Below are 26,219 nucleotides of genomic sequence, written 5' to 3' on the forward strand. Positions count from 1 at the left end.
CGAAAGATGAAAAGTGCACCAAAACGAAAAAAAGATGAGTTTAAATGTAATTAAAAAGGTTATCGATTTAGGTGACGGCCGCACCATTGAGATTGAAACCGGTAAACTGGCCAAACAAGCCGATGGCTCTGTAGTAATTAAAATGGGTGATACCATGTTATTGGCTACTGTAGTATCATCGTTAGAAGCAAAAGAAGGGGTTGACTTTTTACCCCTATCAGTTGATTACCAGGAGAAATACGCGGCTACAGGCCGTATCCCCGGTGGTTTTTTACGCCGCGAGGCTCGTTTGTCAGACTACGAGGTTTTAATCTCGCGTTTGGTCGACCGCGCTTTGCGCCCTATGTTCCCTTCTGATTATCACGCTGATACGCAAGTGATGATCTCGCTTATTTCTGCTGATAAAGACATTATGCCCGACTGCCTTGCAGGTTTGGCGGCATCAGCAGCATTATCTGTATCAAACATTCCTTTTAATGGCCCTATTTCTGAAGTGCGTGTTGCTAAAGTTGATGGCCAGTTAATTATCAACCCAACGTTGAGCCAGCTGGCTAATGCTACTTTAGAATTTATCGTAGCGGGTAGTGAGCATGACATCAACATGGTTGAAGGTGAATCGAAAGAGATCCAGGAAGCTGAGTTGGTTGAGGCAATTAAATTTGCGCACACGGCTATCAAAATCCAGTGTTTAGCCCAAAAAGAATTGACCATTGAAGTTGGCAAGACCGAAAAACGCGCCTACAGCCACGAGCACAGCAACGAGGATTTGAAAAAAGCTATCTATGCTGCTACTTATGACCAGGTTTACGCTATCGCCGGTTCAGCTTCTGCAAAAGACGAGCGTTCAGTTAAATTTAAGGAAGTACGTGACGCTTACATCGCTACTTTAGGCGAGATCGATGACATCACTAAATCACTTGCTAAGAAATATTACCACGATGTGGAGTATGACGCTATCCGTAACCTCGTATTAGATGAAGGCAAACGTTTAGATGGCCGTACCACTACCCAGATCCGCCCGATATGGAGCGAGATCGGCTACTTGCCGTCTGCCCACGGTTCTGCAGTATTTACCCGCGGCGAAACACAAGCATTAACTACTGTTACCTTGGGCGCTAAGGATGATGAGCAAATGATTGACGGCGCATTCATTAATGGCTACCAGAAATTCCTGTTACATTACAATTTCCCTGGTTTCTCAACCGGTGAGGTTCGCCCTAACAGGGGTGCAGGCCGTCGCGAGATCGGTCACGGTAACCTGGCTATGCGTTCGTTAAAACGCGTATTGCCTGCCGAAGATGCCAATCCATACACTATCCGTATCGTATCCGATATCCTGGAGTCAAATGGTTCATCGTCAATGGCTACGGTTTGTGCCGGTACATTGGCTTTGATGGATGCAGGTGTAAAAATTACATCACCGGTATCTGGTATCGCAATGGGATTGATCACTAACGAAATGGGTACCAAATATGCTATCCTTTCGGATATTTTGGGTGATGAAGACCACCTGGGCGATATGGACTTTAAAGTTACAGGCACCAAAAACGGTATTGTTGCCGTGCAAATGGACCTTAAAATAAATGGCTTATCATACGAGGTATTAACCAACGCGTTAAACCAGGCGAAAGATGGCCGTTTACATATCCTCGGCGAAATGGCTAAAACCATTACCGAGCCGCGTGAAGATTACAAACCACATGCGCCGCGTATTATTACCATCCGTATCGATAAGGAATTTATCGGCGCGGTAATTGGTCCCGGTGGTAAGATCATCCAGGAAATGCAACGTGAAACCGGTGCTACTATCTCTATCGAGGAAGTTGGCAACCAGGGTGTTGTTCAGATATTTGCCGATAACAAAGAATCTATCGATAAAGCAGTTACCCGTATTAAAAACATCGCTTCGAAACCAGAGGTTGGTGAAATTTACGAAGGTAAAGTAAAATCGATAATGCCTTTTGGTGCATTTGTTGAAATTATGCCAGGTAAAGACGGTTTGCTGCACATATCGGAAATTGACCACAAAAGGTTTGAAACCATGGATGGCATTTTCGAAATTGGCGACGAAGTACGTGTAAAACTGCTTGAGGTTGACAAACAAGGCAAATTGAAGCTTTCGCGTAAAGCTTTATTGCCACGACCAGAAAATAAATAAGTTGAGTTGAATAAGTTGATGAGGATGAAAGAGTTAGCCTTTTTGTAACTAAATCAATTTAATAAACAGTTTACTTAATTAACTATACAATAGTAAAACCCTCGTTATGAGGGTTTTACTATTTAAATGAAATTATTTTCATTTTTTTAAAACAAAAAGTACTTTTTTGAACTTCATATTAATTAATGTTAAGCTGATAAAACCCTTAAGTCCGATCCCTACTATAAAATGACTTCTACTAATAGCGATCCTTTAGATTTTATAAATAATAATTCGGGTATACAGTCGGGCTCACAAGCGGATTTAGTGCAATTGTTATTATACGAAATTATCAGGGTTAAAGAACTTATCACCTATTACGATTCTATCCCCAATGGCGGCGGCCAGCTCGGCTCTTCCATCTTAAATGAGCTTGTTTCTGAAGCTTATAACTCCCTTGTTAACTATGACACCGTGCTGATGCAGAAGTATTATGATTTGCTGCTGAATTGCGATTGATTTAGGGCTAAAGTCCGAGAAGTCCTAAAGGCGAAAGGATCGGACATCTGCAGTATTTACAAGTCCTACAACCCTCCTGAAGCTTTTTACACGCCTGCAGCTTGTTGCCAAAAACCTGTATAATCCATAGAACCTGTTACATTATGGTTAAAAACAATTTCAAGCTAGTGTAAGTGTTATAATTGTAACCTCAACAGTAATTCTTTGTGCTATAAAGGCTGCGCTGATGAACCCGGTAAATAAGTTTGAAGAATGAGTAGACTAAATCCTTTAAACAAACTTACGAAGCCTTAAGGCTTCGTAAGTTTGTTTAACACGCGTCTAATCGTTCGGGCAATCTACATACCAACCGTGCAATGGCGAGCACATGTTGTTAGTAAGCCCCGCTACGCAGCCCGCAAAACGAGAGTAGTCTGTGGTAAAATGGCCACATGAAGCATGGCATTGCTGATAGGCTGTATTACAATCAACCCCACCACCTTTTACTTTTGACATTTCTGCCCTGCTTAGTGGTGCAATACCGCTTTCTTTAAGATTTTTCATACTTTTTATTGTTTAAGGTTTTAAATTTTAATAAAAATATAAATTAAATAGATTTGGTAACTAATAATTATTGAATTTCCTGCAGGTTAATAAAAAACCCCAACGGGGCGAAATCCGTCAGTGCAGGTCGCAGGCCCGCGCCAAATGGCATAAGCGCTTTTTTAACGTGAATGACCAAACCCGCCTTTCACATAAAAAAACAAGTCATACACATAAAATAACAACCGGCTCACGGTTTTTGTGGTAAATTAGTTTATTCAACAATATGCTAAATCACTACGGCCGCAAACGGCGGGTTTACTATTTAATATTTGCTATAGCATTTGCCTTTGTATGGTACCTGTTTAAGCTGGGTGGGTTCCCCAAACCACTGAGGGCTTTATTTTCTACTATAATCGATATCACCTTTAGCATTACGGCACTGGTTGTTACCGTTGAGTTACTATTGCCTAAATTCTTTTACAAAAAAAAATACCTGCAGTTTACCGCAGGGTTTTTAATAGTGAGTTTGGCTGCTGCATTGCTGATTATTACCTGCCAGGTTGGCCTGATGGGTTACACCCTTGCTGGGTATTATCAAAAAAACCTCACTCAATACAGGGAGCATTTTTACTATTGGTTTTGGTCCGATTTGGTGCTGGGGTCATATTTCCTGGTATCGTTTATATCGCTGGGTGGTTTTGCTATCCGGCTCTCGTTCGACCGTATACTTGCTACCCGGCAAATGGAAACCCTTGAGAAAGAACGCAATATTGCCGAACTGGAAACCCTGAAAAATCAGATAAATCCGCATTTTTTGTTTAATGCCCTTAATACCATTTATTATAAAATTGACCGTGTAAACACTCCTGCCAGGCTGATGGTTGAACAGTTTTCATCCTTATTAAGGTATCAGCTTTATGAGTGTGATGTAACTGAAGTGGAGATTGAAAAAGAATTGAAGTTTATTATTAATTATGTCGAACTTCAAAAAGAAAGGTTAAGCGAATCCACTACGGTTGGTTACGATGGGCTCGATGACATAGAAGGATTTTCAATTGCCCCCTTTATTCTAATGCCGGTAGTTGAAAACTGTTTTAAACATGTATCACAAATTAAAGATGGTGAAAACGTTATTGAAATTAGCGCCGCTATGAAGGATGGCTGGTTTTGTTTTGAAACAATCAACACTGTCAATGCAATGGTTAGCTCAGAAAAAAAAGGTATTGGGCTACGTAATGTAAAGAAACGACTGGAACTGATTTATCCCGGCAATTTTTCAATTACCATTGATAAAGCGAACGAAAAATTTAAGCTGACGTTAACTGTCAAAATTAAATGAAACTGAATTGTTTAATAGTTGATGACGAACCCATTGCCCGCAACGGCCTTGCCGCCGACGTAAAGGAATTTGATTTTTTGCACGTCGCCGGACTCGCCGAAGACGCATTCCGCGCGCTCCAGTTGTTGAATAGCGATGACCGTGTAGATATTCTTTTCCTGGATATTGATATGCCCGGCTTAAGCGGCCTGGATTTTTTAAAGCTGGTGCGGGTTAAACCTGTGGTAATTATAACCACAGCTTACCCACAATATGCCATTGATGGTTTTGAATTGGGTGTTGTTGATTACTTATTGAAACCAATTTCGACAGATCGCCTGGCTATCGCTATTGACAAGGCCCGGAAGTGGCTGTCGCTAAATAACGATCCTGCACCGCAAAGCAGGACCAATGAGTTCCTGTACGTTAAATGCAATGGTAGTTTCGAAAAAATATTGTTCAGGGACATATTATATGTTGAGGCTGCTAATAATTATGTTTTTATTCACACAGCGGAAAAACGGTTTATCACCTACAATACTTTAAAAGGGCTTGAAGCACAATTGCCGGCAAACGGTTTTGTTAAAGTTCATAAATCATACCTCGTTTCACGCAATCATATCGGGCAGGTAAAAGGAAATGAGGTTATAGTCAATGGGGCGCACATTCCGCTCAGCCGCAATTTTAAAGACGCTTTTCAAAAAGAAGTTATCTCGGGTCATTCACTTCGAAAAGACTAAATTTCTACAACCTGTTTTATTGGCGAAATGTACAAAATGCACTTTCACCACGTAAATAGCACCACTTAAATAATTAATTACATCTGTCGTAAAATGTTGTATATGTTTATGTTATGAACAGAAAAGTATTTATACGTACGGCCGGGGTTGGTGCAGCATTAAACCTTGCAGGCGGCAACTTAATGGCGCAAAAAAGCACTGCGAAAGATGACGTACCGCCCTTGCCGATATCGCTGGTAAAAGAGTTTGTAATAGCAGGGCATGCTAATTTTGATAAGGTGAAAAGCATGCTGCTGGAAACCCCTAACTTAATTTACAGCCAGTTTGATTGGGGGAATGGCGACTTTGAAGCTGCCATTGAAGGAGCAGGGCACCTGGGCAATAAAGACATTGCCAACTACCTGCTGGAAGCGGGGTCACGTACAACCATTTTTGTAATGACCATGCTCGGCAAAACCGACCTGGTAAAGCCTATCCTTGAAAAATACCCGCGCTTTATGACCACCAAAGGCCCGCATGGCTTTACCCTGTTGCACCACGCAAAAGTTGGTGGTAAAGATTCGGAGGAACTATACACCTACCTGCAGGAGAAAGGCATTAAAGACGATTGGGTGAAGCTGAAGTAGTTAATTAGAGGTTGGTGATTAGCGATTAGTTAGATCTTGCGGCTCCTAATCACCAGTCTCTAATCACTAATCACTCGGAACGCAAACTCTTCACCGGGTTCATCAGGGCTGCTTTAATGGCCTGGTAACTTACCGTGATAACCGCAATAGCTATTGCTGCAAAGCCTGCAAAAACAAATGTCATCAAACTGATATCAATGCGGTACGCAAAACCCTGTAACCATTTGCTCATGGCCCACCATGCAATTGGCGATGAGATAAATATAGAAACGATAACCAATTTTACAAAATCAACCGATAGCATCGCCGCAATATTTGCGATGCCGGCGCCCAGCACCTTGCGAATGCCAATCTCTTTGATCCGTTGTTTAGCCGAATAGGAAGACAGGCCTAATAACCCCAGGCAGGCAAGCGCAATTGCTATTCCTGCAAAAATATTGAGCACTTTACCCAATCGTAATTCTGAGCTATACAGGCGGTTAAAATCATCATCCATAAAATGAAATTCAAAAGGTTTGTAGGGCACAAGTTGTTTCCATTTGCTTTCTAAAAATCCAATTGTTTGGGTAATATTAGTGCCACTAATTTTTACAAGCATAGTGCGTCCCCATACTTCCGGAAACAACACCAAAGGTTTAATAGCAACATGCATCGACTCAAAATTGAAATCCTTTACTACTCCTCTTACATAGCCCGGACGCGATGCATCTAAAAACATGCGTTTACCAACAGCCTCCTCCGGTTTCCAGCCCAATTGCTTTGCGGCTGACTCGTTTAAAATAAAATGGTAGCTTTTTTTACTTTGGTCATCGTTCGAAATGTCAAGCATATCCTGTTGTGTTAACCCGCTGCCGGCAACAATCTGTAACCCGGTAGCAGCGATATAGTCTTCATCAATCTGGTTACCGGCAACGGCAATCTGCTGGTTTTCGGGCATAGCTGCCGACCGCATGTTAAAGCCGCCAACAATACTCACAGGTGGACTGGAACATTTCGAAACATCAAGCACATTACTGTTTAATTTAAATTGCTGCTTTATAACGGGCAAATCTTTAAGTGTACGACTGTCAAGCTGCAACACCAGAACATGCTCGCGATTGTAGCCCAGTTTTTTGTTCTGTACATAGCTTAATTGCTTTTGTATAATAAATGTAGATATGATAAGCACCACCGAGATGGAGAATTGAAACACAATCAGCGATTTACGCAGCCATTGCCCCGAACCCGTATTTTTAAACGAACCCTTCAATACCTTTACCGGCTGGAAATTAGAAAGCACCAGAGCCGGGTAGCTGCCGGCTGCAAGGCTCACTGTTAAAATAAGTAGCCCTGCCGCAGCGGCAAACTGCCATGAAAAAAATGCGCTTACCTGCAATTGTTTCTCAGATAGTTGGTTAAAATAAGGCAACGACAAAGTTGCTGCTACCGAGCTAAGTAGCGTAGCGATTGTGCACAGTAATGCCGATTCGCCTATAAATTGCCAGAAAAGCTGCTTGCTGCCGGCACCAATAACCTTGCGTACACCAACTTCCTTTGCCCGTTCTATTGAGCGGGCAGTATTCAGGTTTACATAAGTAAAGCAGGCTATTACCAGTATCATTAATGCCACAGCTTCGAGAATATAGATGTAGGTAATACTGTTATTTGGTTCAAAACCATCGTACTCTGAATAAAGATGTACCCGGGTAAACGGCTCAAGTAAAAAGTCGACTGTGGCGCCCTGGCCCTGCATCTCTTTTTGCATAAAAGGGGTGATCTTTGACTGTAACGATGTAATAGAGTTTTTATCTTTTAACAGCACATATGTGGTATAATTGGCGTCCCAATATGTTTTCTCGTATTCCGCAAGCCCAAGCGACGAAAATGAAGCCAGGAAATCAAATTTTATCTGCGAGTTTGAGGGGCAATCCTGTATTACGCCGGTTACCTGGTAAAGTGTGCCATCGCCGCCTACTTTCAGCGTTTTACCGACAGGGTTTTCGTTAGCAAAATATCTTTTGGCGGTCGACTCAGTAACTATCAACTGGTTAGGGGCTGTGAGCATCTTGTCTTTTTCGCCTGATAGCAGCTTAAATGAAAATATTTTGAAAAAGCTGGGGTCGGCATACATAAATGCCTTTTCGTTGATTAATTTGTCGTTGTAGCTAATAACCTGCCTGCTGTTCGTCATACGCACAGCATCGCTAATCTCGGGGAAGGTTTTTTTAAACACAGGGGCAACACGCACGCTGGTATAGTTTCCTTTTTTGAATTCGCTTCCGCCATCAAATTTATACTCCATTATTACACGCGCTACACGGTTCCCGTTCAGCTGAAAGTTATCGTAGCTTAACTCGTGTTGGATATAGATGCCGATAAGCAGGCAGCAAGTTAAACCAATAGTAAGGCCCAAAATGTTTATTAATGATGACGCCTTATTTTTCCAGAGATTACGGAATGCGGTTTTGAAGTAGTTTTTTAACATGGGTGTCTCAATTCAGGGTCAGAGAAAAAAACTGGGCAATAGGCTATTTATTGCTATATCACTTACAACAAGACGAATCATTTTCTGAAACGTTACAGGGAAAAAGATGAAAATAGTTGTAATGGTTGTATTGGTTGTAATGATGAACATGGTAACGACGATATTGATAATATTTGCTAAACCATTTTATCAAAAAAGAGGTGTTTTTCTTTTCTGACTTTACCGACTTTCCGGACTTCGGACTAAAAAAGCTATCTTTACACCCATGAACCACCTGATAGCCCCATCTATTCTAGCGGCTGATTTTGCCAATTTGCAGCGCGATATTGAAATGATAAACAATAGCGATGGCGATTGGATACATGTCGACATTATGGACGGCATGTTTGTGCCTAATATTTCCTTTGGCTTCCCTGTGGTTAGCGCTGTGAAAAAATATGCCAAAAAGGATTTGGACGTTCATTTGATGATTGTTGACCCGGACCGTTATTTAAAAGCTTTTAAAGACGCGGGTGCAGCAAGTATCACGGTACATTATGAGGCATGCCCCAATTTGCATCGCACAGTTCAATATATAAAAGAGCTGGGTTGCCGTGCATCAGTTGCCGTTAATCCGCATACACCCGTTTTATTGCTCGAAGATATAGTGGCCGATTTGGATATGGTGCTGATAATGTCGGTGAATCCTGGTTTTGGCGGGCAAAAGTTTATTCCGAATACCTATAAAAAACTGGCCGATATAAAAGAGCTGGCTGCTCGTAAAAACCCCGGTTTGTACATCGAAGTTGATGGGGGAGTGGATGGCAGTAACGCGGCAAAACTGGTTAAAGCCGGGGCCACCGTCCTGGTTGCAGGTAACTCGGTTTTTTCGGCGCTAAACCCTGTACAGGCAATAGCTGATTTAAAAAGTTCGGGGTTGTAACTTCAGCCCGGATGTTAGGCTGATAATAAAAACCCTTAATTTTTTTAATATTTAAAATTCAAAGCTGCAATTGTAATCGAATTGTATCATTTTTCAAAAAAAGCAAATATTCTCTATTAATATTGTCAAATTAATTAACTTCGGCCCGTCTTAATACCGATTTGTTAATTAATCAATAATTCAACAAAACCAATTTGTAAACCAGATGATATCGTCACCAGCCATCGCACAAATGCAGAAAGGGCTTTTGAGGGCGTTACCAATTATCGAAAAAATTAAATAAAATGAAACATAATTTTGGCGCCGGACCAGGCATCTTACCACACGAAGTTTTAAAACAGGCAGCAGCTGCGGTTGTTGATTTTGGCGGAATCGGACTTTCTATATTGGAAATATCGCACCGCTCGGCTGAGTTTGAATCGGTGCTTGATGAGGCGGTAAAGCTGGTTAAAGAACTTTTCGAAGTGCCGGAAGGCTATTCCGTTTTATTTTTACAAGGCGGCGCCAGCACACAGTTTGCTTTAGCTCCTTACAACCTGCTGCCCGAAGGCGGCAAAGCTGCATACCTCGAAACAGGTGTTTGGGCAAACAAAGCGCTTAAAGAAGCTAAGTTTTTTGGCGATGTTGAAATTGTAGCTACATCAAAAGAAAAAAACTTTACTTATATACCTAAGGATTACAAAATACCAACTGATGCGGCTTACTTCCACATCACTTCGAACAATACCATTTACGGTACGCAGATGCAGGAGTTCCCTAAATCGCCGATACCAATGGTTTGCGATATGTCGTCTGACATATTCAGCCGTAAGGTTAACGTTGCTGATTTTGGTTTGATATACGCTGGCGCCCAGAAAAATATGGGCCCGGCTGGTGTAACGCTGGTAATTGTTAAAGATTCGCTTTTGGGCAAAACTGGCCGTAAAATACCGGCTATGTTTAACTACCATGTGCAGATTGAAGGCGGCTCGATGTACAACACCCCACCGGTGTTTGCTATTTATGTATCGATGCTTACGCTTAATTGGTTAAAATCAAAAGGCGGCGTTGAGGCGATCGAAAAAGAGAACATTGCCAAAGCTCGTGTATTGTACGAGGAAATTGACCGCAACCCGCTATTTAAACCGGTTTGCGCTGTTGAAGACCGTTCGCACATGAACGTCTGCTTCGTAATGGAAAACCCTGAGCTTGAAAAAGCATTCCTGAAACTTTGCGACGACAAAGAAATCATCGGCATAAAGGGCCATAGGAGCGTAGGCGGTTTCCGCGCATCAATTTACAACGCATTAACCATCAACAGCGTGTACGTGCTGATTGATGCCATGCAGGAATTTGCAGAAAAAAATAAATAGCCCCCTAACCCCCTAAAGGGGGAATTAGTGGCGCATAAATTTAAAGGCATTCCCTAAATGCCTAAATCAAAAAAAAAGCTCCCCCTTTAGGGGGCCGGGGGGCTCTTCGACATGATAAAAATACTAGCCAATGATGGCATCGACCCGATAGGCAAAAAAATGCTGGAGGATGCCGGTTTTTTTGTAGATACCAATAACATTCCGCAGGATGAACTGGCTGTACGTTTGCAGGAATATGATGCTATTACCGTCCGCAGTGCAACTAAAGTACGTAAAGCCTTAATTGATGCCTGCCCCAACCTTAAACTGATAGGCCGCGGTGGCGTAGGTGTTGACAATATTGATGTGGAATATGCCAAAGAAAAATGCATAGGCGTTTACAACACCCCTGCATCGTCATCATTATCAGTAGCCGAACTGGTGTTTGCCCAGCTATTTGGTTGCGTTCGTTTTTTGCCTGATAGCAACCGCAAAATGCCGGTTGAAGGCAATTCCAAATTTAACGATTTGAAAAAAGCTTATGCCAAAGGCATTGAGCTGCGCGATAAAACTTTAGGTATAGTAGGCTTTGGTCGTATAGGCCGCGAGGTGGCGAAAATCGCCATCGGTGTGGGCATGAATGTGCTGGCTTATGACCTTTATCCCTTCAGCCCTGAACTGGAATTGACTTTAGGCGCCGGTACCAAAGTGAAAGTTTCGGTAACAGCTGCAACCCTTGAAGAAATAATAAAATCGGCAGATTTCATTACCCTACATACGCCGTTTGTTGACAAAGCGCTTATTGGTGCTGAAGAACTTGCCCAAATGAAAAAAGGCGTAGGCCTGGTGAATATATCACGCGGCGGTTTAATTGATGAATTAGCCCTTTTAGATGCCTTAAACAGCGGCCAGGTATCATTTGCAGCACTGGATGTTTTCGACAACGAGCCTACACCACGCGAAGAAATAATTAAACACCCCAAAATATCATTAACCCCGCACATCGGTGCCGCCACCAACGAAGCGCAGGAGCGTATTGGTGTTGAGCTGGCAAGCTTGATAATTGGGCATTTTAATAAATAATTGACACTAATTGTCACAAATTGAATCGAATTACACTAATCTGCTTTGATAGTGTAATTCGATTTTTTATTTTGATCAATATTCTACGGAATTTCACTCCCAAAGCGCAGATCAAATTCGTAAAATTCGATTAAATTCGTGAAAATACGTGTTAATTCAATTCGTATTTAATTCCCTTTTCCGGTATCGTAACCACATACCCCTCACTTTCCACTGCATCCGCAAAAGCCTGCATGCTCGACGTCTCACCGTGCACGAGGAATACGTTTTTTAGCCTGGTCTTATCCTGGTGTTTAACCACGTCTAAAAGGTCCTGATGATCGCCGTGAGCGCTTAAAACATCGGTTTGTTTAATAGTGGCATAAACAGCCAGTTCACGGTCTTTGATATGGACAATAGGGTCGCCACGTAATAAACGGTGGCCCAGTGTGCCTTTGGCGCAATAGCCTATAAACAGGATGGTGCAGTAATAATTTTGAATGTTATAATACAGGTGATCCTGTATGCGGCCGCCTTCCAGCATGCCTGCCGACGAAATTATAATACAAGGCTCAAAGTAATTGGATACCTGCCTGCTGTCTTTCAGCGACTCAACATACTCTAAATTCTCAAACTCAAACTCATCGCCCTGCTTGTTGTAAAACTCCTGCGCTTCCTGGTTTACCAGGTTATGGTATTTGCGGAATACCTGTGTGGCCCGGGTAGCCATCGGGCTATCAACGAACACTTTTACCGGCGGAAGCAATCCGCTGCTGAAAATTTTATTTAATGAATAGACCAGCGATTGCGTACGCCCAATACTGAATGCAGGTATAATCAACCGGCCTTGTTCTTTAACACAAGCTTTTTCAATAGTTTCAACCAGCGCCTGTTCAACGGTTTTGTCTTTGGTATGCAGCCGTCCGCCGTAAGTGCTTTCGGTCACCAGGTAATCAACCGGGGGGAGTTGCTGCGGGTCATCCAATACCGGGTAGTTTTTGCGGCCAATATCACCGGTAAAAGCAATCGACCTTTCAGTTCCTCCCTCGTTCACCTTAAAAACAGCAGCCGCAGCGCCCAATAAGTGGCCTACTGGTATAAAGGTCAGCTCGATATCGCCATTGATTCTGAATGGCCTGTTAAAGCCTATGGTTACAAACCGGTCCATTGCATCCATCACATGTTTTTGCAGGTAGAGTGGTTGTGCGGCGGTATTGAATTTTCCTTTGCCCCGACGGTGTTTACGGCCCTTGTCGGCCTTGTGCATAAATATGTTTACGGAGTCAAGTAATAGTAACTCCGTTAAATCGGCAGTGGGAGGAGTGCATAATACCTGGCCATTAAAACCAAGCCGCACCAGCGTAGGTAAGTTGCCCGAGTGGTCGATGTGGGCGTGGGTTAGCACCACCACATCTATTTCTTCCGGTCTGAAAGGGAAGTTTTCATTTGCTTGTATATTGCGGTCCTTTTCGTAATCAAGTCCACAATCTATTAATATTTTAAACTGGCCCACCTGCAATAAATGCATGCTTCCTGTTACCTGCCGCGCCGCCCCGTATATAGTTAAATTCATCTTTCGAAATCGTTCATTTGTTCACTGGTTCATTGGTGTAGCTTTGATAAATTGTTAACGTCGGCAAAAGTTGTTATACCCGCGCCAACACCAATGAACTATTGAACTAATGAGCCAGTGAACCAATAAATGCAAACTTATTATTATTGTTGTAACATTTTATGCTGAAATGGCATTACAGGCAAAGTTTTTGTGTAGCTTACAGTGATTTGATAAATTACCTATTTTAGTAGAATTATACAACAGCCATGATCAAACAAGCAACCTACCATTTAAATACAATTGACGGGCCGGTAGAACTTACCATTACCCCAATTAATGAGCAGTTACCTGGCGGAGATTACTTCGCAACAGGTGTGTACAAACTTACCGATGGCGTAGTTGGTATGGGCGAAATAGTTTTTGATGAAACCATGACCGACTGGGAATACAACGGCATGGACGAACTTACCTGGGACCAGGCCGCCGAAGTGGCGGATTTTATTAAAAGATATAAAGACCCAGCTGGCGCAGATCCCGATTTATTGCAGTCGCCTGAATAATTGTATAATAAACAATAATAAATATCCGGTTTAGGTACAATTTGTTGGATTAGTGTTTAAATTTAACCACCAATTTCACTAACCCAATACCTGTATGCCTAAAAAGATCCTGCTGTTTAACCTATTGCTTTTAATCTGTATAAAAGCTTTTTCCCAAAACTCCGGGGCAGTGTTGTTTGACGACAACTGGAAGTTTTACCGCGGCGGTGCATTAAGCGCCGAAAACGTAAACTACGACGATTCAAAATGGCGTAAAGTTGATTTGCCACACGATTGGAGTATCGAAGATCTTCCGGGGACGGAATCACCGTTTACCCAAAACGCTATCAGCCAGGTTGGTGGTGGTTTTTCGGTAGGAGGGACAGCCTGGTACCGTAAAACATTTGATGTTCCGGCCGCTCAAAATGGCAGACGTATAAAAATACAGTTCGATGGTGTGTATATGAACGCTACAGTGTTTATCAACGGACATAATATTGGGACACATCCGTATGGCTATACCAGTTTTTGGTTCGATTTAACGGATAAAATAAAGTATGGCGGCAAAAACACTGTCGCTGTTGAAGTGAAAAACGAGGGGCAAAATAGCCGCTGGTACTCAGGCTCGGGCATTTACCGGCACGTGTGGCTGCGGGTTGCTGAGCCGGTTCAAATAGGGCAGTGGGGGACTTGTATCACTACGCCCGAAGTTAGCACAGCTTCGGCTAGGGTTAATGTCAAAACCAATGTTTTAAATGACAGTAAGTCCGATCAAAAAGTTAAGGTAATTACGAAGATACTCGACCCGCAAAATAAGGAAGTTGCCTCGGTACAAAGCGAAGAATTGATAAATGCAGGAACATCAAATGAATTTAAAAAAGATATGGACGTCGCTGCGCCTGTACTATGGTCGTGCGAATCGCCATCTTTATACATCGCGATTACCCAGGTTTACATTAGCGGAATATTGACGGATGAACAACGTAGCACTTTTGGCATCCGCAAAATATCATTCAATACAGAAAACGGTTTCCAGCTAAATGGCAAAACTATTAAGCTAAAAGGTGGATGCGTACATAATGACAATGGCCCGCTCGGCTCAAAGGCATACGATAGGGCCGAAGAGCGCCGCGTGGAAATATTAAAAGCCAGCGGTTACAACGCCATTCGCTGCGCGCATAATCCGCCAAGTCCCGCATTTTTGGATGCCTGTGACCGCCTGGGCATGCTGGTAATTGATGAAGCTTTTGATTGCTGGAAATATGGCAAAAATCCATACGATTACCATTTATACTTTGCAGATTGGTGGAAAAAAGACATCGAAAGCATGGTAATGCGCGACAGGAACCATCCCGCTATAATTATGTGGAGCATTGGTAACGAGGTGCCCGAAAAAGGAACACCCGAAGGCGTAGAGGAAGCCGGGCAATTGGCTGCTTATGTTCGTGAGCTTGACCCAACGCGTCCTGTTACCGCGGCGGTTGATGATATTAACCCGGCAAAAGACCCCTACTTTGCAAAGCTCGATGTTAGTGGCTACAACTACCCGGTTAGAAATTACGGGCACGATGGCAATACCTATGAAACCGACCACAAACGCGTACCCGGCAGGATAATGTTTTGCACCGAGTCATTCGCCATAGAATCATTCGGCAGCTGGATGGAAGTAATAGACCATCCATATGTGTTAGGGGATTTTGTTTGGACATCCTTCGATTATATTGGCGAAGCCAGCATCGGTTGGTTAGGTTATCCGGTGGGCACCAGTTTTTATCCATGGAATTTAGCATACTGCGGAGATATTGATATTTGCGGGTGGAAGCGTGCCCAGTCCTATTACCGGGATGCACTTTGGAAAGAAAACCAGCTTTCAATTTTTGTACAATCGCCCAAACCTTCGTTTGCTTTAAATAACAAAACTGCCGATTGGTCAAAATGGAACTGGCACGATGTAGTTGCCGACTGGAATTGGGCAGGTTATGAAAACAAGTCATTAGCCGTAAATATTTACTCATCGTGCCCTGAAGTTGAGCTGTTTTTAAACAATAGGTCGCTGGGGAAGAAACCGACCAACCGGGCTACTAAATTTACGGCGGTTTGGGATGTACCTTATCAACCCGGCGAGTTAAAGGCGGTTGGCTATGATGGTAATAAAAAAGTGAATATTTCTGTACTGCATACGGCTTCAATGCCAATGCAAATTCACTTGTCGGCAGATAGGATTCAATTGAAGGCCAATAACCAGGACCTAAGCTATGTTACCGTTGAATTATTGGATGCCAAAGGAACTTTAAACCCGCGTGCAAACAATCTTATTCATTTTAAGGTTGATGGACCCGGGGAAATTATAGCCGTAGGTAATGCCAACCCGGTAAGCGTGGAAAGCGACCAGTTACCACAACGAAAAGCGTGGCGTGGCAAATGTATGGTCATCATAAAATCAACCCATAAGTCGGGCAATATAACATTAACTGCAAGTGCAGATAAGTTAACAGGCAAAAACGTAATTTTACACGTCGAATAATTAAAATACCCCTTTACAACATGGACGAAATAGAAAACTTTTCCGAAAAAATTCACGAACAAAGCAACGAGCATGCACATCACGCATTATCGGAGGGCAAAGATAAATGGGTGCTGTATGTGGCTCTTACCACTGCTGTATTTGCTGTTTTAGCTGCCATAGCTGGTTTAATGGCCGGAGCACATGCAGACGAGGCCATGCTGTCGCAAATGCGTTCATCTGACCAATGGGCGTTTTACCAGGCAAAAGGTATCAAGTCGGAGATATTAACCACATCAAACAAAATATTGGTGGCGGTTGGTAAAACACCTGTTGCCGAGGATGCTGAAAAGGTAAAGGAAAACAAAACCGAGCAGGCCAAAATTATGGCCGAAGCCAAGGCATTTCAAAAAGAGAGTGATGAGCATACCGCCAAACATTCCGTATTGGCTAAATGTATAACGTTGTTCCAGGTGGCAATAGCCATTGGTGCCATATCCATCATCACCAAGCGAAAGGCGTTGTGGTGGGCAAGCATGGTTTTCGCAGCTATCGGGCTGTTCTTTTTGGTGAGCGGGTTGTTGTAGAAACAGTAGCAGGCTGTGATTTGTCTACTACGCAAGTTGCCCCAGCGGGGAAAAATATCGGTAGAGTAGAAAGAAAGAGATTTTGCGCGCCGCACGTGCGGTACCCAACGTTATCGTTTTGATAGCTTGATAAGTATTATCCATAGCGATGGGTTTTAAACTCATCACTATGGATAAGCCAGATATAGGATTTAAAAGTGCCAACCTGACTTTCCGTCCGCCTGCGCTTTTATTCCGTATCTTTGCGCCAAATGATAAAACAAGCGCTCGAAAAGCTAAAAATTACCGAACTGAACCAAATGCAGCATGCTGCGCTTGAAGCTGCAAAAAAAGGGGATGTACTGTTACTATCGCCCACCGGGTCTGGTAAAACCCTTGGGTTTTTATTGCCGTTGTTAGGTTTATTAGACGCGAAAATCCCGACGGTTCAGGCTCTTATCCTGGTGCCATCGCGGGAACTGGCGTTACAGATTGAACAGGTTTTTAAAACAATCGGCAGCGGATTTAAAGTGAATGTTTGTTATGGTGGCCACCCGGTAAAAATCGAACGCAACAACCTGTCGCAGCCACCCGCGGTTTTGGTAGGCACACCTGGCCGGATAGCCCACCATTTACGCCGCGAAAGCTTCACAACTGATACTATCAAAACGTTAATACTTGATGAGTTTGACAAGGCACTGGAGTTCGGTTTCCAGGAGGATATGACGTATATTATTCGCCAACTGGGGCATCTTAATAAACGAATACTTACCTCGGCCACTAAAATGGATGAGATACCTGCGTTTACAGGTATTCATAACCCCAAGGAAGTCGACTTCCTTCAAAATCAAACCAATGCCCCCGACCTTAAATTAAAAGCTGTTATTTCGCCTGCGGCGGATAAATTGGATACGTTGTTTTCATTACTGTGCAAAATAGGAGATAAGGCCACGCTGGTGTTTTGTAACCATCGCGATGCGGTTGAGCGGATCAGCGATTTGCTTTGGGATAGGGGCCTGGTGCACGATATCTTTCATGGCAAAATGGAGCAGGAAGACAGGGAACGCGCTTTGCTGAAATTCAGGAATGGCAGCCATAGGCTATTAATTACGACTGATTTAGCCTCACGTGGACTTGATATTCCAGAAATTGAATACGTAGTACACTATCAATTACCGCATAACGAGGAAGCCTTTCTGCACCGTAACGGCCGTACAGCCCGTATGCATGCCAAAGGCACGGCCTATTTGATTTTAACTGAAGATGAAAAGCTGGGCTATATTGATAAAGCACCGGAGATTGAGGTATTGCCCGCTGATTTAAAAATCCCAGCCCCAACGCCCTGGGCCACCGTTTACATTGCCGCGGGTAAAAAGGATAAAGTTAATAAAGTGGATATCGTCGGGTTGTTGCTTCAAAAAGGCGAACTGGCAAAAGATGATTTGGGTTTAATTGAGGTGCTGGATTATTCATCGTATGCCGCCGTAAAACGCAACCGCATTGAGCGAACCGTTGACTTGCTAAAAGGCGAAAAAATTAAAAATAAAAAGGTTAAAATCGAAATTTCAGTATAATTACATCATAATAGAAAGATATGAGCAATAACGATATCATGAAAAAGCTGCGGGTAGCCATGCATTTTACCGATGATGATATTATAAAGGTACTGGAACTGGCCAATTTCCGCATCACTAAAACCGAACTGGGTGCTATCTTCCGCAAAGAAGACCACCCCAATTTTAAACCATGTGGTGACCAGATTTTACGGAACTTTTTAAACGGTCTGATAATTCACCAGCGCGGACCAAAAGAAGAAAAAAAGTCTTAAGTCGTGAGTTCTAAGTCTTAAGTCATAAACGGACATTAGACTCCCAACTTAAGACTTAGAACCTGAGACTTCCTAATTCTCTATCAACTTCGCTTTCCCGCTTTTCAATAGCTTTTGTTCTTCATCGCTAAACGGTATTCTGCCGCCAAAATCCTGTACCCAATAGTCGTTATATTTTGCTATGCCGACTTCTTTTAACTCGCGGTTCATCAAATTTTTGCAATGGCCGGGGCTTTTAAACCAACCGGCCATAACTTCGGCAATACTTATTTGCCCTTGCGCAATGTTTTCGCCAACGGCGAAACTTTTAAAGCCTTTGTAGGTATAACCAGCATTCACCATCCGTTTGTCAGAAGTGCGCCCATCGAGACTTGTGTGACTAAAATAATTGTGTTTGGACATATCCGCTGCATGCTTTAAAGCTGCAGTTGCCAAATCATCGTTCCAAACCAGCGGCGGTGCGGGCGGCATATAGGTTGCGCCGCAGTTGCAGCCCTTTTCCCGGGTGTGATTTATGTTTTCTAAAAATTCGCGTTTAAATTCAGGCGTTGCCTTCTGGGCAAATGTGGTTTGGTGAAATAATACGGACAGGATGATTAACACTACTCTAACTAAAATTCTCATGCTTATTTGACGACAGGAAAGCTTACAGGTTTAGTATCAGCGTAATAAAATAATTACCGCCTACGCCGGCGTATAATATGGCGCCAGCCACCTCTTTTGCGCTTGTAGACAAAAACAGCAATAACTATCAGCAGGATTGAGGAGGTAAGTATTATAATGTAACTACTTTCTTGCCTGATCCGTTTTTGGAGAGCTTCCTGGTATTTGAGGAGAATACTTTTTTTTTAACCTGCAGCGAGTCGGCTTTTTTCTTTTCTATCGAATCTTTGGTTGCCAGGGCGGCGGCCAATTTTGCCTCCTCCGCCTTATGAATGCTTTGTTCCAGCGAATCGCGTTTTTTTAACATTGCTTCCTCTTTCGGATAGTTTTTCATGCGGCTATACAAAAGCGCGTAATTTTTCAGCACATCGAGTTCAACTTTGCCATAATGGTTCTTCTCCGAAATTTGTATGGCTTCGTCTAAATCGCCCATTGCAAGCTTGTAGTCGGTTTGTTCGCTTTTTATTTTTGCCAGGGTTACCAGTGACGCAATAATATTTAGCTGATCGTTTTTAGCACGTGAGAGGGAGTTTGACTGGAGGATAAACCATTTTGCCTGGCTGAATTTTTTCTGAGCCATGTACACCTTGGCCAAATGGTCGAAAGTAATACGGAGCCCTGTTGTGTCGTTATAATAAGAGAACTGGTGCAATGCCAGCATAGTATAGTTTAGTGCTTTATTCTCGTAACTCGCACGCTGCATCTTGTTGCTTATGGTATCATAGTCAAGATAGCGATTGGCAATTTCGGTGTATATCTGGCCCTTGAACATATCAATGGCAGGATATTTCAACTGTAGTTTAAGACTGTCAAGGTTCATTACAGCCAGGCGTTGTTTCACGCTATCCTTATTTGCGCGGTATAGCGAAATTCTTATACTGTCCTGCCTTAACATGGCGGCTAAAAGCCTGAGGCTATCGGCATTTTTAATCCTTATTTTGTTGTTTAAATTTTCTGCCAGGTGCGAATCTGAAATGCTCAGGCTAACCGGCTTTTTTAGCAACGGCGCCAGGTTCATGCTGTCGGGATAGGTAACCGCAACCACATTAACATCTTCGTAACGTTTTGATTGTATTATTGCATTTAGTTCGCCAGGGTAATGGTTAATGGCTGCTACCCCGAAATTATTTTTATTGCTTGCTGCTATAGAAAAATCAGAAAGTGCCAAAGATTTAATATTATAAATGAGTGCAGGCGATCTAATAGTATCTTTAGCAGGGTCGGGCGGGCTAACCTTAATGGTATCAACAGACTGTATCGCGGCCGATAATTTAAGGCAGACAAGTAAAAAAATAAATAGCGTAAGTGTTTTTCTCATAAGCTATCCCGGCTCAGGGATTATAAATATACTCAGCTAATTCAAAAAACGTGCCTGTAATTTGATTTATGATGATATTCCGACTGTAATTTTCCTGGTAATAAATTTTTTATTCCCCTGTGAAAATGATAAACGCAATTTTTTGAAGTATCCGCTTGAAAACGCGCCAGCGATTGATGACCGATGCAATGCCATTTTTAAAAGTGATAAGTAATTAGTACAATTAATCCGGCTTAGCGGATTATTCCCCTTTAGCGAATGTATTGCTCGTACCGTTGGATAAACGTTTGGAAGAACGTTGTGCGGGCAAGGGCATTAAAAATTGTAATGCCAATAAATGCAGAGAGTATTCCCGCCAATACGTCAAGTATATAATGATGGCTTGCATAAACTGCGGTAAACCAAATGCCAAGCATTACTGCAACAAAAAATATATTAATCACACCCAGCCGATTTTTTAAACCATAATAAAGTACAACAACCGGGTACGATGAATGAAGTGACGGCATAGCAGCAAATACATTTGAACCTTTTGAATATATCGATTTAAAAATCCCTGCATTAAAAAAAGTATCGAACTTTGCCAGCCCTGCGGTGTTACCCGGAGTTTTTGCCTGAAATGCAAATCCATGATATTCAACATACCAGGGTGGGGCTGCAGGGTAAAGGTAATAAACCACAAAACCGATAAAGTTTATTAATACAAACGTAAGTGAGAAGTACAGGAATTGTTTCCTGTTTTTAAAAAACAGGTACCCGGCAAATGCTAGCGGTACAGGTATCCAGCACAGATAAAATATGCCCGCTGCCACGTCCATAAAAGTATTGCCGTTGGCGCGCCAGTATTCATTGGGGGTTAAAAGCTTACCGTTAAAATTTATGCCGAAGAGGTGTTTTTCAGCGTTGTATAAATCAGCAATGTGTACCGTGTTATAGTTATAGTTGGGGAATGCCTTCATATAATCGAAGATTATCCAGTAAACTATAAATATAGAAAAGCCAATAATAAATTTTCGGCTAATAGGCGACAGGAAAAATGCAGCGTTGAATATACCGGCCAAAAAAAGCTGGTCGGTTTTAAAGCCCACGAGCAATACCGAAACAAGCAGGTAAAATACGGTGATTAATAATACAATAGTTACAGACCGGGTGTTGATTTTAATCCCGTCATTAACAGCATTCGTCATGCTATTTTTTAATAAAATCTGAACGGAACACCTTATCCCAAAGCGGCGAACTTACGCCATAGCCTTTGGCCGGGTCCTGGTAGTGGTGCAGCATATGGTGCTGTTTTATTTTTTTCCAGATGTTGCCCTTAAAGTTAAAATGATGAATAGCGTAGTGCGATATATCATAAAACAGGTAGCCTAAAATAAAGGCCGGGAAAAAACCAAAAACGTAATTGGTTGGCAATATGGCATTAAATAAAAGATAAAAGCCCGTTGCCAAAGGTATGCTCATTGATGGCGGTAATACCAGGCGCTTTGCGTCACTTGGATAGTCGTGATGAACACCGTGAAACACAAAGTGCATGCGTTGTGCCCATGGCTTATCAGCGGGTTGGTAGTGAAATACAAAGCGGTGCATTATATATTCAACCAGCGTCCAGATAAAAAGGCCCGACACAAACAGTTCGGCAAAAAGCAAAGCACCCAAACCGGTTTGAGTGTATTTGTAAACACAAAAAGCGATAACGGGGACGAAAATATATAAAGGAACAGTAAAGTGAACTTTAGATAAGCCTTCTAAAAAATTACTTTTAAACATTCTCACAGACTCCTGTGAATTGGAAACATATTTCTTTTTCATAACTGATCAGGGTTTAAAATGTTTAAATTTCTCAGCCTGCTATTCGATTCCTGATTTTTTAATAATTATATCAATTTTAGCAAAGTTTTGGGAAACTGTAAACCATTTAATATAATTGTTACGAAGATATGATATTTTATATCTCCGCTCCGCAAATACTTTAAATTTTAACGTTTCCTGCTAAAATATTATTGCTGCTCCATGAGCGACTTTTTGGCATCCAGTAACCTTTTAAAGGCAGTAATATTTGTTAAAATTGCAAGTACTGCAATTGGAAAAGTAAATATGGTCATGGTTTCAAAGACGTGGAATTTAATACCAGGCACATAAAGCTTATAATCACCACCAATGTAAATTGATGCAAGGCCGCAGAGCATCGCACACAAACCTATAGTGACAACACGTTCAGGTCGCTGCATTAAACCACCTTTACACTCAATCCCCAATCCTTCAGCACGCGCCCTTACATAACTGACCATCATTGAACCTATTAAAGCTATAAATGCCGATATAGAACTTAAAAAGTAGTGGTGGCCTACGAGGTAATAGCAAATGCCCAAAAACATAATCAATTCACTGTAACGGTCGAGCACCGAATCATAAAGCGCTCCAAAGGTCGATTTCATATTGCCAAGCCTTGCCACCTGCCCGTCGAGCATATCAAACAGCCCCGCAAAAAGGATAAGCCCCCCGGCCCAGCCAACGTAACTTAAATCGCCGCGGTTACCTTCTTCGGCACCTAATATAAATATAATGGCAACCCCTACGTTTAGCACAAACCCAATTGATGTAACGGCGTTTGGTGTAAGCCCCAGTTTTATAAATACCTTAACAACAGGGTCAATTACTTTATAAATGCCCAGTTGTAAATTTGTACGTATTGATGTTTGTTGTTCCATTGTTATACTGCCGATATTTTAAAAATCAAACTTAACCCTTGCACGGATACCCCATTTTGAAACGTCAGGATGGTCTAAATACGTAAATCTTCTCACCAAGTCCACTCTCACAAATTTAAATATATTTTCAATACCCACACTACCCTCAACATAAGGGGTACTGCCTAGTCCATAAGTTATTGGCCTTCCGTCTGCCGCTACTGGAAATTGATACAATGATGGGTTAAGCGATGGATTGTTTTTATCGCTTAAGCCGCCATATATTGCTTTAACAGAAGCAACTTCGCGCCATTTTAGTTTTTTAAATAGTGGAATTTTATTGAAGAAAAATCCCACAAAGTGCTGGTCGATATTGATGCTGGCATAATGGTCGCCCACAAATTCCAAAAAGTTCATCAAGTTGTACGAATAAATATCGTAGGCATACGTTTGATTAGCCCTGAATATGTCAAGCAACGGATAAGGCACCTGCCCGAATGTTTTACCCCCTTCAATGGTAACGTCAGCATAACCTAAGATGGATAAGTAAAAACGCTTGTCCATTTGCACGTGCAGATTTTGGTAGCCATAATTACTGCTGCCAAGCACGTTTTTTAAACCGGCCGTATAATCAAGCGATAGCACAGGGTATTTGCTTGGTACAGGTACGCGGTATATTTTACCTTGGTAAAATTGTTCATTAGGCGCATAACGCAGCCTTAAGCCAACTTCGCTGGTAGTAAGGTCCTTAACAATATTTGCTGTATTATTGCCCACTGTGTTTAAGAAGTATAACGAACCTGCAGGCGCCTGTGTTAACCTTGCAAATTTAGCGTGATACGAAAAATGGTTTTCAAATTCGTGAACGTAATCAAAGTTGTAGCTCCTGTCATACAGGTATTTATCGTTTTCGCCCCGTTTAAACGACAGCAAAAAGTTGTCTTCCTGCACAAATTGCAGATTTGCGCCCGGTATATGTGTATCGTATTGGGTGCTCACCCTTAGGTAGTTCTGCGGAAACTTGTAGATAGATTTGTTATTGAGCGAATAAGTTGCACTTAAAAAGTACTTAAAACGTTCGTCCTTAAAGCCATATGCGCCGTAAGTTTCAAAATAATAACGTTTACTTAACTCGGGTGTGGTACGGCCACCAACACGTAACTTAAAGCCTTCAACAGGGTTAAAGCTGTAAAATGTATTGGCAGGGCCCAGCTCAAAACCGCCGAACCCTTTATAACCAGCCAGCAGCAATGTAGCAATATCAAGCGTACGCCTGAACGATGGCATATTACGTAGGCTATCCACGTTTTTATATACTTTCGATTCGGCGGTTGTCAGCGTATCCAAACGGTTTTCAACCCAAAACTTGTCGCTGCGATTCTGTACTTCGTCGCTTTCGGTATATTCCTTGTGCTGATAGGTACTATCCGGATGGGGTTTGTTTACAGTGTAGTTGCCATATGTAATGGTACGGATACCAAAAAGACCGCCTTTTTTGTTTTTTGTCAACCCGAAATCGGCTAGTGTGGTACTTTTGCTAACGTGAAAACGGCCATCCGAGTTTTGCTCAAACTCCTGGTTAACCCGCATGGAGTTAACAAAGTTAAGGTTGATGTTTTTGTTGATATTCAATTCAACCTTTTCAACAGCATAGTTGCCATCCAGCGTTATGTACAGTTTGCCCACAAAAAGCATATCGGTAGTATTGCGCGGTGTAAAGCTTAGCTCAACCAGCTTGGTGTTTTTATATGCAACGGTATCAGTAATAAAAAACTTATAAAATGTAGGCGATGAACCAGCAATCGGGCTTAAAAAGCTGTTCGTCATCAAAAACACTGTATTGTCGTAAATATCAACCTTGTAATACATGTGCTTAAAATAAGCCCCAAGGCCTTCACTATCAACCGATCCGCCAAAGTTTACGTTCTTTTCGCCTAATACAACTGTCTTTTCTTTTTCGGGGTTTTTGCGGTAATAATATTGGGATACCTTTTCGTTCAGGAAAATCGGCAGCAATGATTTGCCCGGAACGGTAGTGCTGTCGCGGTTATCTATAACGAATGCATATTTGCGGAAGAACTTCTTCTCTGAAAGCTTTGGTGATACGTTTGCCAAAGAGAACTGCATTTTATCATACTCTTTATACTCTACGTAGTCATAAGCTTCCGGTCGGTTTTTCTCTTTGTTTTCAATAACCTTGCGTATCAACTCAACGGCCGGGTTATCTTTATTGCGGTATTTAGGCTTTTTACCCGATTTTACTACAACTTCATCAAGTTCATTTGCTGTAGCAACCAGCTTCACATTTACGGTTTGCGTCACTCCACGCTTAACGTTCATCAAAACATCTTTATAACCAAGAAACGAAATTTTGATTTGCTTAACAGGATTATCAGTGCTGATGGTGTATTTGCCGTCGTTGTTGGTAGGCCCGCCAATGGAAGTGCCGTTAAATTTAACCGACACAAAAGGCAACGGTTCATTTGTGCGGGAGTCAATAACGGTACCCGTAACAACTGTTGATTGTGCAAATACGGTAGTAGCAGCAAGTAAAAAGAAGCTCAACAAAACCAGCTTCCGGTATAAGTATGTATAGTTCATTTATTTTGTTGCCTTCTGCAAATTCAGTATTTTAATGATGTACGTAAATACCCGTTAAAACATTTGCAATTGATATTCTCTTTTTAAAATATTTGTTATCAGTGCGTTACAATAAACAGTCCAAAAGGTTATTTTACGTAAGTAATATTCAAAATCAAACCTTGTTATGACTATTCTGCATCGTGTCATGCCACCCGGCTGCAAAGCATTTAAAGGCATCCGGAGTCCGTTTTTGTCAAGTGCCAAAGGTAAAAAAAAACCTAACAGACTATTGTGGTCAAAAAGTCAAATATGAGTGCCGATAAGGGAACAATT

The 26,219-nt window shown here is 42.1% G+C and carries 22 protein-coding genes; 13 read left to right on the forward strand and 9 right to left on the reverse strand.

The features are described 5' to 3' along the window. Window positions 1–34 precede the first annotated feature (34 nt). Complete coding sequence (locus tag NAF19_RS19365) at window positions 35–2,158, forward strand: polyribonucleotide nucleotidyltransferase (protein ID WP_252791984.1); 2,124 nt, start codon at window positions 35–37, stop codon at window positions 2,156–2,158. A gap of 228 nt (window positions 2,159–2,386) precedes the next feature. After that, window positions 2,387–2,656: a hypothetical protein gene (locus NAF19_RS19370; RefSeq protein WP_252791985.1), complete on the forward strand. Its 270-nt coding sequence runs from the start codon at window positions 2,387–2,389 to the stop codon at window positions 2,654–2,656. Between the two features lie 321 nt (window positions 2,657–2,977). Here the strand turns inward: NAF19_RS19370 and NAF19_RS19375 are convergent, their stop codons facing one another. Continuing rightward, the gene (locus NAF19_RS19375) at window positions 2,978–3,199 is read right to left on the reverse strand and encodes a hypothetical protein (RefSeq protein WP_252791986.1); all 222 of its coding nucleotides are present in this window, start codon (window positions 3,197–3,199) and stop codon (window positions 2,978–2,980) included. A gap of 265 nt (window positions 3,200–3,464) precedes the next feature. On the opposite strand from NAF19_RS19375, the gene NAF19_RS19380 reads away from it, so the two are divergent. The 3 genes from NAF19_RS19380 to NAF19_RS19390 all read left to right on the forward strand — a co-directional run bounded on the left by NAF19_RS19380 (window position 3,465) and on the right by NAF19_RS19390 (window position 5,865). Then, on the forward strand, window positions 3,465–4,520 hold the full coding sequence (locus NAF19_RS19380) for a sensor histidine kinase (RefSeq protein ID WP_252791987.1): 1,056 nt from the start codon (window positions 3,465–3,467) through the stop codon (window positions 4,518–4,520). After that, window positions 4,517–5,239, forward strand: coding sequence for a LytR/AlgR family response regulator transcription factor (locus NAF19_RS19385; RefSeq protein WP_252791988.1), 723 nt, complete (start codon window positions 4,517–4,519; stop codon window positions 5,237–5,239). The genes NAF19_RS19380 and NAF19_RS19385 overlap by 4 nt, the downstream gene beginning before the upstream one ends. Window positions 5,240–5,352: 113 nt before the next feature. Then, window positions 5,353–5,865 (forward strand): hypothetical protein, encoded by a 513-nt coding sequence (locus NAF19_RS19390; RefSeq protein WP_252791989.1) that lies wholly within the window; start codon window positions 5,353–5,355, stop codon window positions 5,863–5,865. A gap of 70 nt (window positions 5,866–5,935) precedes the next feature. Here NAF19_RS19390 and NAF19_RS19395 read toward each other — a convergent pair whose 3' ends face one another. Beyond that, window positions 5,936–8,329, reverse strand: a complete 2,394-nt coding sequence (locus NAF19_RS19395) for an ABC transporter permease (protein ID WP_252791990.1) — start codon at window positions 8,327–8,329, stop codon at window positions 5,936–5,938. A 265-nt stretch (window positions 8,330–8,594) separates the two neighbouring features. On the opposite strand from NAF19_RS19395, the gene rpe reads away from it, so the two are divergent. The 3 genes from rpe to NAF19_RS19410 all read left to right on the forward strand — a co-directional run bounded on the left by rpe (window position 8,595) and on the right by NAF19_RS19410 (window position 11,665). Continuing rightward, the gene (gene rpe / locus NAF19_RS19400; protein ID WP_252791991.1) at window positions 8,595–9,251 is read left to right on the forward strand and encodes a ribulose-phosphate 3-epimerase; all 657 of its coding nucleotides are present in this window, start codon (window positions 8,595–8,597) and stop codon (window positions 9,249–9,251) included. 284 nt (window positions 9,252–9,535) lie between these two features. Beyond that, the gene (serC, locus tag NAF19_RS19405; RefSeq protein WP_252791992.1) at window positions 9,536–10,603 is read left to right on the forward strand and encodes a 3-phosphoserine/phosphohydroxythreonine transaminase; all 1,068 of its coding nucleotides are present in this window, start codon (window positions 9,536–9,538) and stop codon (window positions 10,601–10,603) included. A gap of 111 nt (window positions 10,604–10,714) precedes the next feature. After that, window positions 10,715–11,665 carry a D-2-hydroxyacid dehydrogenase gene (locus NAF19_RS19410; RefSeq protein WP_252791993.1) on the forward strand — a complete coding sequence of 317 codons (951 nt, stop codon included), beginning with the start codon at window positions 10,715–10,717 and terminating at the stop codon, window positions 11,663–11,665. Window positions 11,666–11,816: 151 nt separating this feature from the next. Here NAF19_RS19410 and NAF19_RS19415 read toward each other — a convergent pair whose 3' ends face one another. Next, entirely contained in the window at window positions 11,817–13,217 is a 1,401-nt protein-coding gene (locus NAF19_RS19415; RefSeq protein WP_252791994.1) for an MBL fold metallo-hydrolase, read from the reverse strand. Between the two features lie 248 nt (window positions 13,218–13,465). Between NAF19_RS19415 and NAF19_RS19420 the strand changes: the two genes are divergently transcribed. The 5 genes from NAF19_RS19420 (at window position 13,466) to NAF19_RS19440 (ending at window position 18,635) form a co-directional block, all read left to right on the forward strand. Beyond that, complete coding sequence (locus NAF19_RS19420; protein ID WP_252791995.1) at window positions 13,466–13,759, forward strand: hypothetical protein; 294 nt, start codon at window positions 13,466–13,468, stop codon at window positions 13,757–13,759. 94 nt (window positions 13,760–13,853) lie between these two features. After that, window positions 13,854–16,262 (forward strand): glycoside hydrolase family 2 TIM barrel-domain containing protein, encoded by a 2,409-nt coding sequence (locus tag NAF19_RS19425; RefSeq protein WP_252791996.1) that lies wholly within the window; start codon window positions 13,854–13,856, stop codon window positions 16,260–16,262. Window positions 16,263–16,282: 20 nt separating this feature from the next. Beyond that, window positions 16,283–16,828, forward strand: a complete 546-nt coding sequence (locus NAF19_RS19430) for a DUF4337 domain-containing protein (protein ID WP_252791997.1) — start codon at window positions 16,283–16,285, stop codon at window positions 16,826–16,828. Between the two features lie 251 nt (window positions 16,829–17,079). Continuing rightward, on the forward strand, window positions 17,080–18,381 hold the full coding sequence (locus NAF19_RS19435; protein WP_252791998.1) for a DEAD/DEAH box helicase: 1,302 nt from the start codon (window positions 17,080–17,082) through the stop codon (window positions 18,379–18,381). 20 nt (window positions 18,382–18,401) lie between these two features. Continuing rightward, window positions 18,402–18,635, forward strand: a complete 234-nt coding sequence (locus NAF19_RS19440; protein ID WP_252791999.1) for a DUF1456 family protein — start codon at window positions 18,402–18,404, stop codon at window positions 18,633–18,635. Between the two features lie 72 nt (window positions 18,636–18,707). On the opposite strand, the gene NAF19_RS19445 is transcribed toward NAF19_RS19440, so the two are convergent. From NAF19_RS19445 to NAF19_RS19470, 6 genes are all read right to left on the reverse strand, one after another. Further along, on the reverse strand, window positions 18,708–19,259 hold the full coding sequence (locus tag NAF19_RS19445; RefSeq protein WP_252792000.1) for a CAP domain-containing protein: 552 nt from the start codon (window positions 19,257–19,259) through the stop codon (window positions 18,708–18,710). A 151-nt stretch (window positions 19,260–19,410) separates the two neighbouring features. Beyond that, the gene (locus NAF19_RS19450; RefSeq protein WP_252792001.1) at window positions 19,411–20,616 is read right to left on the reverse strand and encodes a hypothetical protein; all 1,206 of its coding nucleotides are present in this window, start codon (window positions 20,614–20,616) and stop codon (window positions 19,411–19,413) included. A gap of 251 nt (window positions 20,617–20,867) precedes the next feature. After that, window positions 20,868–21,803 (reverse strand): phosphatase PAP2 family protein, encoded by a 936-nt coding sequence (locus NAF19_RS19455; protein ID WP_252792002.1) that lies wholly within the window; start codon window positions 21,801–21,803, stop codon window positions 20,868–20,870. 1 nt (window position 21,804) lies between these two features. Beyond that, window positions 21,805–22,425, reverse strand: a complete 621-nt coding sequence (locus tag NAF19_RS19460) for a sterol desaturase family protein (protein ID WP_252792003.1) — start codon at window positions 22,423–22,425, stop codon at window positions 21,805–21,807. 188 nt (window positions 22,426–22,613) lie between these two features. Further along, complete coding sequence (locus NAF19_RS19465; protein WP_252792004.1) at window positions 22,614–23,324, reverse strand: CDP-alcohol phosphatidyltransferase family protein; 711 nt, start codon at window positions 23,322–23,324, stop codon at window positions 22,614–22,616. An 18-nt stretch (window positions 23,325–23,342) separates the two neighbouring features. Further along, window positions 23,343–25,904 carry a DUF5686 and carboxypeptidase-like regulatory domain-containing protein gene (locus tag NAF19_RS19470; protein WP_252792005.1) on the reverse strand — a complete coding sequence of 854 codons (2,562 nt, stop codon included), beginning with the start codon at window positions 25,902–25,904 and terminating at the stop codon, window positions 23,343–23,345. Window positions 25,905–26,219: the final 315 nt, after the last annotated feature.

Origin of the sequence: Mucilaginibacter flavidus (assembly GCF_024055575.1) — a bacterium.
GTDB lineage: Bacteria > Bacteroidota > Bacteroidia > Sphingobacteriales > Sphingobacteriaceae > Mucilaginibacter > Mucilaginibacter flavidus.